Annotated in this window: 9 protein-coding genes; 8 read left to right on the forward strand and 1 reads right to left on the reverse strand. The window is 27.1% G+C overall.

Features of this window, described 5'->3' with window-relative positions; genetic code table 11:
* Positions 1–197 precede the first annotated feature (197 nt).
* From E5347_RS10950 to E5347_RS10980, 7 genes are all read left to right on the forward strand, one after another.
* Complete coding sequence (locus E5347_RS10950; RefSeq protein ID WP_136007272.1) at positions 198–1,541, forward strand: dicarboxylate/amino acid:cation symporter; 1,344 nt, start codon at positions 198–200, stop codon at positions 1,539–1,541.
* A 291-nt stretch (positions 1,542–1,832) separates the two neighbouring features.
* The gene (locus tag E5347_RS10955) at positions 1,833–3,512 is read left to right on the forward strand and encodes a DUF2207 domain-containing protein (protein ID WP_136007273.1); all 1,680 of its coding nucleotides are present in this window, start codon (positions 1,833–1,835) and stop codon (positions 3,510–3,512) included.
* A gap of 324 nt (positions 3,513–3,836) precedes the next feature.
* A complete protein-coding gene (locus E5347_RS10960; RefSeq protein WP_136007274.1) occupies positions 3,837–5,513 on the forward strand; it encodes an AraC family transcriptional regulator in 1,677 nt (558 codons plus the stop codon).
* Between the two features lie 135 nt (positions 5,514–5,648).
* A complete protein-coding gene (locus tag E5347_RS10965) occupies positions 5,649–7,022 on the forward strand; it encodes an MATE family efflux transporter (RefSeq protein WP_136007275.1) in 1,374 nt (457 codons plus the stop codon).
* A 99-nt stretch (positions 7,023–7,121) separates the two neighbouring features.
* On the forward strand, positions 7,122–8,486 hold the full coding sequence (locus tag E5347_RS10970; protein WP_243109773.1) for an FAD-binding oxidoreductase: 1,365 nt from the start codon (positions 7,122–7,124) through the stop codon (positions 8,484–8,486).
* A 402-nt stretch (positions 8,487–8,888) separates the two neighbouring features.
* Positions 8,889–9,461, forward strand: coding sequence for a nitroreductase family protein (locus tag E5347_RS10975; protein ID WP_136007276.1), 573 nt, complete (start codon positions 8,889–8,891; stop codon positions 9,459–9,461).
* Between the two features lie 297 nt (positions 9,462–9,758).
* Positions 9,759–11,678 carry an OPT family oligopeptide transporter gene (locus E5347_RS10980; RefSeq protein ID WP_136007277.1) on the forward strand — a complete coding sequence of 640 codons (1,920 nt, stop codon included), beginning with the start codon at positions 9,759–9,761 and terminating at the stop codon, positions 11,676–11,678.
* A gap of 80 nt (positions 11,679–11,758) precedes the next feature.
* On the opposite strand, the gene E5347_RS10985 is transcribed toward E5347_RS10980, so the two are convergent.
* Entirely contained in the window at positions 11,759–12,400 is a 642-nt protein-coding gene (locus E5347_RS10985; protein WP_136007278.1) for a pentapeptide repeat-containing protein, read from the reverse strand.
* A gap of 545 nt (positions 12,401–12,945) precedes the next feature.
* On the opposite strand from E5347_RS10985, the gene E5347_RS10990 reads away from it, so the two are divergent.
* Positions 12,946–13,773, forward strand: a complete 828-nt coding sequence (locus E5347_RS10990) for an alpha/beta hydrolase (RefSeq protein WP_136007279.1) — start codon at positions 12,946–12,948, stop codon at positions 13,771–13,773.
* Positions 13,774–13,947: the final 174 nt, after the last annotated feature.

Genomic DNA, 13,947 nt, shown 5'->3' on the forward strand with positions numbered 1-13,947 from the left:
AGGAAGGTTTTTTTTATTCTTTATAAATTAGGTATAACATGAATTTTAAGGTTTTAAATATAGTAATGTTATTAAGATAAAGAGTAAAAATATGTGCTTAGAATATAGGGCTAAATATTACATAAGTTAAGTATATTAAACCTGATAAAGTTGTTTAGATCTGACAAGTAGGGAAATAACAATTAGGAGAAGGTATCATGAAAGTAAACAACAATAATAGAGTAGCTATAAAAATGGCAATTGCTCTTATTTTAGGATTAGTAGTAGGTATAGGGTGTTTATTACTAAGAGAAAATTTAATGGCAAATGGAAATGCAGATGCATGGACAAAAATAAATAATATTTTATTCCAAGATATATCAGCAGAAGGTGCAACAAGCGCTTTAGGTATTTTTTATATAATAGGACAGTTATTTGTTAACTCACTTCAACTTATAATTGTACCAATGGTATTCACTTCTATAGCATTAGCTATGTGTAAGATAAGTGATACTAAGAAGCTTGGACGTATTTCATTTAAAACTATATCAGGATTTTTAGTAACATCATTTTTTGCATTAGCATTAGCTGGAATAATAGGTTTTATAATTAAGAACTTAGGTTTATTTACTGCTAATGTGGATAATGTTACAGCACAAGTTGGAGTTGCAAGTTCAACAAATCCATTGCTTGTAATAGTAAATGTAATACCCAATAATATTATATCTGTTTTCTCAAAAAATAGTGAAGTGCTTGCAGTGGTATTTATTGCAGTAGTAACAGGATTATGTATTAATAATTTAGGTGATAAAATAAAAGTACTAAAGACTGTATTAGAAGAAGTTAACTCTATTATTACTGTATTCTTAACTTTTGTAATAACTAAGTTTGGACCAATTGCTATATTTGTACTTATAACAAGAACCTTTGCAATATATGGCGTAGAGAATTTAAAACCAGCATTAGTATATGTAGTAGTTACAATAATTACATTATTACTATTCTTAGTATTTGGTTATGCTATATTTGTAGCAGTAGGGGCTAGACTTAACCCGTTTAAATTTGTAAAGAAAATAGGAAAAGTTGCTTTATTTGGATTCTCAACTTCATCTTCAGCAGCAACATTACCTTTAAATACAAAGACAACTACTGAAGAATTAGGTGTTGATAAGGATATTGCATCATTTATATTACCTCTTGGAATGACTGTAAATATGAATGGTACTGCAATAATGCAAGTTATAGCAACAATATTTATAGCATCTTCAGCAGGATATGATGTAACAATAGGAAATATAGTTGTTATTTCATTAATAGCATTAATAGCATCAGTTGGTACTCCAGCAGCACCAGGAGCAGGAGCTATAATATTATTTACTGTACTTTCAGGTATGGGATATAACAATGATGGAGCAATCCTTGCTTACTCATTAATATTAGCTATAAATAGACCGATAGAAATGCTTGTAACATCTTTAAATGTAGTAGGAGATGCAGCAACAAGTGTTGTAGTTGCTAAATCTGAAGGAATGCTTGACGAAAAAGTTTATAATGCAGATTAATTTTTAGGTTGTTGTTTGAACAACCAGTGACAATAAGATAATATATGAGATTAGATATAGATTCAAAAGAGTTTAGTATAAAAAATACTAAGCTCTTTTTTATATACAATTTACTACATTATAGCAATATCCATTAAATGGTTTATTATTAATTTACTTTATGCAATAATAAGTATTAAGAATACTATTTATATAGATGGGGTGGATATAAATATTAGGAAATTAAGAAAAGCGTTATTTACTATTTTAATAGCTATTTTATAAGATGCTTTTAGGGGAAGGTGTTAATTTATGAGAAAGGGTATAAAAATAATGCTTACTATAATGATAAGTATATTTGTAATGGGGTTCTTATCAACTACAGTAAGCGCTACTGATGATGTTGAAGATTATTATAATGGAAGTTACTATTTCAAAAATTTTAATGTAAGTATAGAAGCTAATGATAAAAGAGAATTTATAGTTACAGAAACAATAGATGTATATTTTAATAAAGAAATGTCAGGGATAATAAGAGGTATCAACTTAGTATCTTATTTTGAAAAATGGACAATATCAGATATATCTGTTGAAGGAGGTTCCTTTGAAGTAGAAGAAGAAGCCCACTCGAAAGATATAATAATAGATAGTGAAGGTGAAAAGGTATCTGGAGATAAGAGATATATAATTAAATATACTTTAAATTATTATGATGATGAAGAAGTAGATGGAGATTATATATATTTAGACTTACTACCTAAGTTTACAAAGGTAGAAAATTTTAAAGCAGAAATAACATACCCAAGAGGGAGTAAGCTTGAAGATATAAGATTAATAGATTTTATCAGTGATAGCGAGAATACTAATTTGGCTAAATATAGTCTTAAAGATAATAAAATCATTGTAGAATCCACTGATGTTATAGAAGAAAATAATGAGTTTGTAATTCATGCAAAGTTGATTGAAGGAACATTTAAAAATGCAAAAGAATATCCATATCCTTATATTATAAATAAGGATGTTATGAATATTAATATTACTAAGGATAAAAATTATATTATAGAAAGACACTTTGAAATAGATGTTAAAAGAGGTGGGGAATTTTATCCTTCAAATGAGTATATTAAGCTTTGGGAAGGGTATGAAGATAAAATAAGCAACTTAAATATTAGTAATAGTAGTATAGAAACCTTTGATGGGAATTATATAAATATCCCTAAAGAGCCTGGTATTTATGACTTTGTTGTATCTTATACAATAAGTCCTAAATTAGAATATATGCAAAAAATTATAATAAAGCAGGCTTATATGTACTGTAGGCTAAAGAATTTAGAAGTTAATATTAATTCTGAAATCCCAATAATAAAGAATAATATAAACTTTCAAGAGTTAGGAATGTATGGACTTAAAGATAGACATTCTCTACGAACTAATAGAAATACAATCTTTTTTAACTATTTAAACAGGTTTCATCCAGATGAAGAAGTTTCTATTACATTAATTTTTGATAATAGTGCTGAAAAAATGAAAATTTTATGGACATCTATTATAGTATCAATAGTGTCTATACTTTTATTTATAGGAATTAAGGTAAATAAAAAATCAGAAAGCAAATCTTCATTAGTTACAACAATAGCAATGTTAATTTTATCATTTATTCCTATTATTAAAATTCATATAGGAATACCTAAATTTAGTATAACTAAATTAGGTGAAGCATTAAATTTTATGCAAATAGATATTATTGTTATTCTAATGATATATACGGCTCTACGCCTTTGGAGGAAGAGTAAAGCTAGTAATAAATATATTATTAAGAGTATAATAATATATTTATTAGCAGTAGGGTTTTTTGCAGGATTTGTATTATTAGAAATGAAAAAGCTTGATGTAAATATTTCGTTTAATATATTAATATCTGTAATACTGTCATCATCTATAGCTTTTTTATTATCTGTATTTATATCTAAAATTAACAAAGATAAATTATAGATATATGAAATAATAGTATTAACTTTCTTAATAATAAACAAAACAAAGTAAAAATTGAATAATGAATAAGTGGAGCTACTTCTATAGGTTAAAAAAATACTTGAAGTTAGCTCCTTTTTTGACAGAAGCAATTCAAATAGTGTTTAACACCTATCTTTAGCTATAATATAGTTTAGTAAGGAATTAGGAGCTATAAAAATTAATTATAATAATATTTATAGGATAAATTAATTTTATGATTGTAATTAAAAAGAGAGAAACTATGAGATATAGGGTTTAAATAGGGTAAATATAGCTATATAGTTTAGATATGGGGGAGAGGGAATGTATAGAAGGATAGAGTATTTAGATAATGAGATAAAGATAAATGTAAAATTTATTAAAGAAATAGTAACATCATATCATTATCATAATAGTATTGAGTTGTTATATGTAATTAATGGGGAGTTGGAAGTAAATAAAATAGATCATAAATATATTCTAGGTGCTGGAGATTTATATATAGTTAATAATGAAGATATTCATAGAATAAAAACTATTGGGAAAGAAAACATTATACTTATGGTACATATAAATGAAGAATTAATAAGAGAACTTCATGGTGAGCTTAGTGGAGAAATGTTTAGGTGTAGATACATAAGAAATATTTCTCATGAGGATTATCTTTGTAATCCAGAATATTTAGAGGAAAAGAAGAGCGCTGTAGATAAAGTTATAGATTATATATTAAAAATCTATTTTATTAATACATTATTTGAAGAAGCTTCTAGAAATAAAAGAAAACTTAAATGGCTAAATAAGAATAAGCCAATATATGATTATTATGAGGAAAGTTTAATTGAGTTAATTATTGATGAATTTGGATTAACTGAATTTTATAGAAGAGTAGCTAATTTAGATGATGATATCCTTAAAAAGAATTATGAGTTTAGTAGATATATTAGTGAAAATTATAGTGGGAAAATAACCTTAGACAAGCTATCTAAAAATTTAAATTTTAGTAAGTACTATATTTCTCATCTTTTAAATGATAAAGGTTTCGGAGGTTTAAATAACTATGTAAATAATATAAGATCATATAAAGGTAGGGACTTACTTTTTAAAACAAATAAAAGTATAAATGAGATTAGTGAAATTGTAGGTTTTAGTTCATCAGGAGCATTTATAAAAAGGTTTAAAGAAGTTTTTTTATATACACCAAGCGAATACAGGAAGATGTATGAAGTAACTAAAGAAGATGAGATAGTTACTGAATTAGAAGATGATAAGATAGAAATTATTTTAAGAAATAGTATGAAAGATTATTTGAAATTTATAGAGAAGGTAAGGGACTTTAATGAGAGAAAGCTAATGATTAACTTACTTGAAAAGAAAAAAGTTAATAAATTTATGCCTATAATTAAATTTATTTTAAGAAGTAACAGTCCTATAGAGGATATATTAGAATTAAAAGATAGGGATAATTTATATAAATTTGATTTGAAAAAAATTGATTTTAGTAAGGATTTAATTAGTGAAAATTATGATATGAATTATAGATATAGTAATTTATTAAAGAGCATAAGAGAAGAAACCTATTATGAAGAGTGGATTTCAATAAGTGAGCTTATATTAGAAAACGGTGTAGAAACACCATTATATTATTTTTATTGTTTTTTAAATAGCCTTGAATCTAATATAGTTGATTATACAGAAGATTATATAATTACTGGGGAAGAAGAAATAGGATATAAAATATTAATATTAGGAAGAAAGATAAAAGTAGATGATAATAATGAAATGCTGGATATTAAATTTAAATTACCTAAAGGATTTAATAAGGTTATAGTCCACATATTAAATTTAAATCAGCCTACTTATGAACCTATTATTAATGAAAGGGAAAAGGAAATAATAAGGAGAATAGTAATGCCACAGTGTAGATTTAATATGGTTTATAAGGATGAATTTACATTAAGTTACAAGCCAGGAGAGCAATATTTTATAGAAATTGATAAATAAAAATTGCTATGGTCATAAATATAAATAATAAATTAAAATATAGACAATATACGATGATAAATATAGCAACAGGAAACAACATTTAAAAATATATCCTTGCTAAAATCTAAATATAAGGTTTTAGGGGGAATATGTATGAATATTATAATTAAATGTAAAGAATATTTATTTGGAAAAATAGATTTGGGAGATGACAATATTAGTAGATTGCTTATTAATCTAACTATACCATCTATTTTAGCTGTATTTGTTAATAATCTCTATCAAGTTATTGATTCTATGTTCGTAGGGAAAGTTATTGGCGAGTTAGCTATTGGGGCAGTAGCTATCGTCACTCCATTTATAGGAATTATTATGACTTTTGCTATGTTAGTTTCAACTGGAGGAGTAAATGTTTTATCTAGAAGTCTTGGTGAAAAGGATATAGAAAGGGCTAAGTACTGTTATGGTAATAGTCTTACTATTATAGTAAGTATTTCAATAGCTATATCAATTATTTCTTTAATATTTTTAGAACCTATTTTAGGAATATTAGGTGCAAAAGATGAATTACTTCTATTAGGTAAAGAGTATTTTGGCATATTTTTAATAGGAATACCTTTTATGGCTACTGCATTTATATTTGGACATCTTTTAAGAGCAGAAGGTAAATCAAAAGAATCAATGATTATATTAGTTATTGGTTCAATTACCAATATAATATTAGATTATATATTTATGATTGTTTTTAAATGGGGGATACAAGGCGCAGCTTTAGCAACTACAATAGCAAATTTTCTATCTTTTATATATGGAATTATTAAAATATTAAAAGTAAGTAGTGTTTTAAAAATAAAGTGGGAGTACTTTAAATTAGATTTTAAACTAGTAAAAGAAATATTATCTATAGGAATATCTTCTTTTATTAGTCAAAGTGTTTCGAATTTAGGGCTATTAGTGGCTAATAAAGTAATGATTAATGTTGGTGGAATTGAATTAATGCCAGCAGTAGGACTTTTTGGAATGATACAAAATCTTGTTTTTATGCCTGTTTCAGGAGTAACACAAGCAATGCAACCAATCTTAGGATATAACTATGGTGATAAAAGGATAGATAAAGTGCTTAAAGCTGTTAAACTGACATTAAAGTATGTCTTTTTTATAGTTTTATTCACAAGTGTAATGGCGATGATATTTACTAAAGAGATAGCATGGTTATTTTTAGAAGGAGATGCTTCTATTTTAGAGTATGCAGTACCTAATATAAGAATTGCTTTAATATTTTCAGCTATAGGAGCTTTACAAGGTGTAGGAGGAACTGCTTTTAGAGCTATAGGGATGGCGAAAAAGTCATATTTATTTTCACTTTTAAGAATGGTAATTATCTTTATACCATCAATTATAATACTAGGTAATATCCTTGGACCTATGGGATGTTGGTTATCTTATGCCTTTGCAGATTTGATATCTGGTATTGTTTCTAGAAAATATTTAATTAAGTCTATTAATAAGCTTAACCTTAATTATTAAAATAAAAACGGAATTTAATAAAACATTATGTCAAAAAAGACATTTCCTCATATTATATATTAGATAGATTTAGTCTAATTTAAAATGGAGTTGATGACTTTGGAGACTAATACATCAAAAGATAAATCTTGTTTTAGTGGTGAAATAGTAACAAGAAAGAGTAAAACCTATAATAAAGATAGGCAGATTTATAATAGAGCAATTCAAAAATTTCCTAAGGCTATAGTATATTGTAAAATTACAGAAGATGTTGCTTGTGCTGTAAAAGATGCCTTTAAAAAAAGATGTCCGGTTAGAGTAAGATCCGGTGGTCATAATTATGAGGGGTATTCAACTGGAAATAATATAGTGGTTATTGATGTAAGCAAAATGAGGAAAATAAGAATTAATTATAAAGAAAATACAGTGACTATTCAATCAGGAGTAGAGAACTATATGCTTTATGATTTTCTAGGAAAAAGGGGATATCCATTTCCAGGAGGAACTTGTCCAACTGTTGGATTATCAGGATACTCCCTTGGTGGAGGTTGGGGATTATCTGCAAGATTATTTGGTCTTGGAACAGATAGTTTAGTTGAAGCTGAAATAGTTAACTATGAAGGTGAAGTTTTAAAAGCAAATAAGAGAGTTAATACAGATTTGTTTTGGGCTCTAAGGGGTGCAGGTGGAGGAAACTTTGGAGTTGTAACTTCACTTAAATTTAAGCTTCCACCTAAGGTTAAGTATGTAACTATATTTAGAATTCTTTATAGTAAGACAAGTCAACAAGAACAAGCATATGTAATGAATCTTTATCAAAATTTATTTAAGCATTTAGATAGGAGAGCAAATATAAGAGCTAGTTTTTATAATTCTCATGTAGAAGGAAAAGGAATAGATATATCAGGAATATTCTATGGAAAAGAAAAAGAAATAAAAGAGATATTAAATCGATTTTTAAGATTATCAAATGTATCATATGTATTTAGATATGTAACATTTTTAGAAGCAATAAGCTTAATTGAGGATTTATATCCTGCTAGTGAGAAGTTTAAGGACACAGGGGCTTTTTCTAATAGAATGTACACAAAAGATGAATTATATAATTTAGCTGGAGTAGTAAGAAGTAGGCCAGAAGGTTCTATTTTTACTGCAGTAACATTTTATGGACTTGGTGGGGCTGTTAAAGATGTAGGAAGCAGAGAAACAGCCTTTTATTATAGAGATTCAAATTATATTATTGGAATGCAAACAGTTTGGGAAGATTCAAAGTTTGCAAAGGAAAATAGAAAATGGTTAGATAATAAAGTTTGTTATCTGAAGACATTAACAGAAGGATTTTATGTTAACTTTCCATATAACCTTTTAAAAGATTATGAGAAAGCTTATTATGGAGAAAATATATGTAGGTTAACTAAGATTAAGAAAAAGTATGATCCTTTTAATTTCTTTCATTTTCCTCAATCAATAAGGATAACTAAATAATAGAAAGATTATAAGTACAGTAGATTTAATTTTTACTGTACTTTTTAATTCACTTATATAGATTTAAAGAAAAAAATATTAATGGTTAAAAACTAATTTGAAATTATTTGAATTATATTAGTAATTGATAAGGGTTTTAATTAAAATTACAATATCAAAAATAGAGGTTATATTATCAATTTTCAGACATTGACAGTAATAGTAAAAAAGGTTAAAATATTAATAGATAATGATAATTAATATCAATTGTGAGTGATTATAAGAATTTAGTTGATATATAGATTTTTAAATATATTTACATACTTTTTGTGGACATGCACCATATAGGATGGGTTAGAGAAATTTTAGCGTAAGGTTATGATCACAAAATATAAAAAAAAGATAATTGAAGGGATGATATAAATGGAAAATAAATATCCAATGTCACAACTAATTACTGACAGAAGAACAATAAGAAAATTTAAGAATGAGGCTATAGAAACTGAGATATTAGAAGATTTACTTCAAGTGGCATCTTGGGCTCCTAATCATAAGTTAAAGGAACCTTGGAGATTTATTATTTACAAGGATGAAGGAAGTAAGGCTCTTGGAAACATAATCTTTGATATAGCATCAAAGGCTGGAAAAATGAAAAAGAGTCCTGAAGATATGAAAAATTACTTCTCATCTATTCCAGCTCATATATTAGTAGTAATGCCAGAAGATCCTCAACCGCTATTAAAGGAAGAAGATTATGCAGCTAATAATGCCTTAATTCAAAACTTCCAGCTTGCTGCTTGGGAAAGAGGAATAGGAGTATTTTGGAAGAGTGATGGATATCTTACATTACCAAGCTTTAGGGAAGCTGTTGGTGTAGTACCAGGAGAAAAAATAGTAGCAATATTACATGTTGGATATCCAGATATGACACCGAAAGCTCAGGAAAGAACAAAAGTATCAGAAAAAATTACTTTAATTGATTCGGCGATTAATTAAGAATTAGTTTAAAATAGAAAATGAATAATTAAAGAATTAAAGAATTATGGATGTAATTTTTTCAAAATTGCTAAAATTAAGTGACTATCTCATTAAAAAAATGGGGTAGTTTTTTTTATTGAAAGTGCAGAAATATTATTTTATAATAATAAATCGAAAAATAAGGCAATATAAGATATAGAAGAAGCAACTTCACAAATAACCAAATTGTATTTTTCTACAGCACCTTAAATTATGTTAATAAAAAAGGATATACTAAGGATTATTAAAATTATAAACAAAAGAAGGAGAATATATATGGGAAAAAAATTACCTAAAGAAGCTTATGGAGGAGTCCATGGAAAAGACTATGTTCCATATTTAACTGATAAATCTAAGAAAGGAAGTAATATATCAGTACTTATAATAGGTTCAGTTTTATCTGCAATATTTGCAGCTTCTACTGCGTATTCAGGTATGAAATCTGGATTAACAGTTGCTGCTGGTATTCCTGGAGCAATTATTGGATCTATGCTAATTGGAGTATTTGCAAAAGATAAGGGGATGCTTGGTAAAAATATTACTCAAGGTATGTCTAGTGGCGGAGAGTCCATAGCAAGTGGTATGATTTATGTTTTACCTGCAATTATATTAATAGGAAAAAATATTACTTTTTTTGAAGGCCTTGCAGTTGGAGTAGGTGGAATACTATTTGGAATAGGAGCACTATCTTTAGTATATAATTATTTAATGGTTGAAGAGCATGGAAATCTTATGTATCCAGAATCTATGGCTATTTCTGAAACTCTTGTAGCATCAGAAGGTGGAGGAGATGCTATAAAATATATGGGAATAGGATTTGCTATAAGTGGTATTATTAATGTTTTAACAGGATCATTTTTAAATATAGTTAATAACACTATTTCTTATATGGGAAGTAAGTTTTATAAATGGAAGTTTGCAACAGAAGTAAATCCACTTTTACTTGGAATAGGATTTATAGTAGGTCTTGAAGTATCCTTAACTATGTTTGCTGGATCAATATTAGCCAATTTTGGTATAGCTCCATTAATAGGTTATTTTACAGACCTAGCAGATAAAAATATACAATCTTGGAATGATGCTTCATTATTACTTCATCAAATGGATGTGAATGCTATATCAGGAAATTATGTTAAATATATAGGCGCAGGAATGATGCTATGTGGAGGAATAATCGGAGCAATAAAGTTAATCCCAACTATTATAGTTTCTATTAAGGAAACGTTAAAGGCTAGGTCTGGTAATAGTGACAAAGGTGAGAAGGGTTCTAGTGAGATTATTATATTATTAGCAGGAGTAATTATTGCTTTTGCTGCAGGATATTTTATATCTGGAACAATTAAGATGGCTATAATTGCAACAATTGTGTCATTAATACTTTCATTATTATTTGTTATTGTATCTGGTAGATTAACAGGTACCATAGGTACATCAAACCTTCCTGTATCAGGAATGACTATAGCTTCATTAGTTATTTTAACATTATTTTTTGTGATTTTTGGATGGACTACGAAGTCAGATAATAAATCATTATTATTATTTGCAGCCTTTATGGTGGTAGCAATATCAGTAGCTGGTGGATATAGTCAATCCCAAAAGGTAACATTTATTATTGGTGGAAGCAAAACTGAAATGCAGAACTCCTTTGCAATAGCAAGTATAATAGGAGTAATTGTAGTTACAGGTACAATAATGTTACTTTCAAGCCAATTAGCTGAAACAGGAGCAAATGCTCAATTTGCATTACCACAAGCTAACTTAATGGCAACACTAACTTCAGGAATAATGTCAGGAAACTTACCTTGGCCAATGATAATAGTAGGAGTTGTTATGGCATTATTTTTATTCTTTTTAGATTTACCGATAATGACTATTGCAATTGGTTTTTACTTACCTATTTCAACTACTTCAATAATACTAGTTGGCGCATTAATACGCCTATTAGTAGAAAAGATGAGCAATAGCGAAAAAGATAAAGAAGTTAAGATATCAAATGGAATAAGTTTATCATCTGGACTTGTTGCAGGAGGATCAATAATAGGACTTATAGGTATAATACTTCAAGTTACTGGGGTAATTACTCCAAGAACTCCAAGTGGTTTTGCTAGCGGTAATATGATTGCAATAATATTACTTATAATTTTAGTAGTAGCAACGACAATACCTATTATGATGTCTAAATCAAAGGATGCTTAAATAATTATGATAAATCATTTTTAAACTTAAAATAAGGCTGTTTTTGTAACAGCCTTATTTTAAATAATATTAATATATAATTATTCAATATTTTTAATATATTTTATTAAGTAACTTATAGTATAAAAATCCTTATCTAAATTGTCAGTAATATAATTTAGCCCATTAATTAAGGTTTCTTCATCAAAAGTCTCTAAAAGAATCATAAGACTTAAGTTATTAATTCCACCATCTTTAGTATCTAATATTCTTGAGGATTTTACATATTTATTATTGAAGGTATTAAGAGTAGCAACTCTTAGCTCTTCGCTAATTTCTATTTCAGGCATCTCATTAAATACTCTTATTTCTGGATTATCTATATCTAAGTTTTTAGCCTTACTTACATCACAAGAAACGAAGATTGTATTCTTAAACTTAGCATCTTTAAAATTAATATCATCTAATTTCACTGAATCAAAAATAGCATTTTCAAAGTTTGCATTTTTAAAATTACTCTTTCTAAAATTTGTTCCGATAAACTCAGACCATTTAAAACTACAATTTAGGAAACTAGAAGATTTAAAATGAGCCCCTCTAAAGTTTACGTAATCAAAATTTGAACCTGAGAAATTACAGTTGTAGCAATTGCTTCTTTCAAGATTTTGATACATAAAATTTTTATCTTTCTTTTCTATATTATTGAAATGAAAATTTCTTTTAACATTTTTATTATTAGCCACAGGTTCCTCCGTAATATATAATTTATTTTTTCTCTTTAGTCTACATAATATTACCACAATATTTAAAGTATTACTAATTAATAATCAAATTATAAAGTATACATTGAATTTTCAAAGATAATAAAAATCACATTAGTATGAAACTTTAATATATTAATATAAAATCAATAAATTAAGGTGATTAGATTAGCTTTAGAAAATTAGAATTTATATTATTTGCTGGTGAAGAAGCTTTGCCTGTGAATGGTGTAGAAATTATTATAATTTATACGGAGACCTCTGAATTAGTTAGTAATAAGGTGCTGGAGGTTGATAAGGATGGAAAGACAAAGGCTATAAGTTTGTATACAATCAAATTATTTATAAAATATTGTGTATGTATCTTTAGTTTCTAGTTAATATTTTTGATGGGTGTACTTGAAATATTAGGATATGATATAATTATTTTATAAATTATGGTTTTGAAATTTATTTATGGAAGCAAAATAATCGTATGAGATTTAGTGCAAGAGTAAAGTTATTTTATACAGAGGAAGGAATAAAAAATGATATATGAAAAGATAAATATAAGTGAAGTAAATAGTAATTTAAAGGATAGTAAAGCTTTTATTAATGCATATATACCTGATAATAGTGAAGAAATTGACATAAAGAAAAAAAGAAAAACTATTATTATATGTCCAGGTGGAGGATATTCTATGACTTCAGATAGAGAAGCTGAGCCTGTAGCCTTAAGATTTATTTCAGAAGGATTTAATGTTATTGTTTTGAGATATAGTGTTGCTCCAAATAAATTTCCAGATGCATTATTAGAGCTTGCAGCTACTATGAATTATGTTCGAAAAATGAGTGAAATATGGAATGTGGACAAAGATAAAATTATAGTTAGTGGATTTTCAGCTGGAGGGCATTTAGCAGGAAGTCTAGGAGTTTTATGGGATAGAGAGTTTATTTCAGAAACATTAAAAGTAAATAAAATGGATATTAAACCAAATGCTATGATACTTTCTTATCCAGTTATAACTAGTGGGGAATTTTCTCATAGAGGTTCTTTTGACTGTTTATTAGGGGAGGATGCAAGTGAAGAGGAAAGAGAAAAGCTTTCTTTAGAAAAATTGGTATCTAAGGATACTCCACAAACATTTTTATGGCATACTTTCGATGATGGAACAGTTCCTGTGCAAAATTCATTAAAATTTGCAACTTCTTTAAAGGAAAATGATGTGCCATTTGAGTTACATATATATCCAACTGGTGTACATGGACTAAGTCTTTGTGGAGAAACTTCTGCAAGAAAAGACAAGGTAAATCATATAAATCCACATGTAGGTACTTGGTTTAAATTAGCAGTTCAATGGTTAGAAAATATTTAGCTAAGTAAGGGGGTTGTCCAATTATCAGCTCAAATTAAGAATTAAAAATGAATAATTATTGATGTAATTCTTACAGAATTACTAAAATTAATTGCTTTTCAAAACTCCTATGGGAGTTTTTTTATTATTCATTCTTAATTTACATTGTGCGACATCATCTTTAAAATAAAGCAA

Origin of the sequence: Clostridium sartagoforme, assembly GCF_004794105.1 — a bacterium.
Classification (GTDB): Bacteria; Bacillota; Clostridia; order Clostridiales; family Clostridiaceae; genus Clostridium; species Clostridium sartagoforme_B.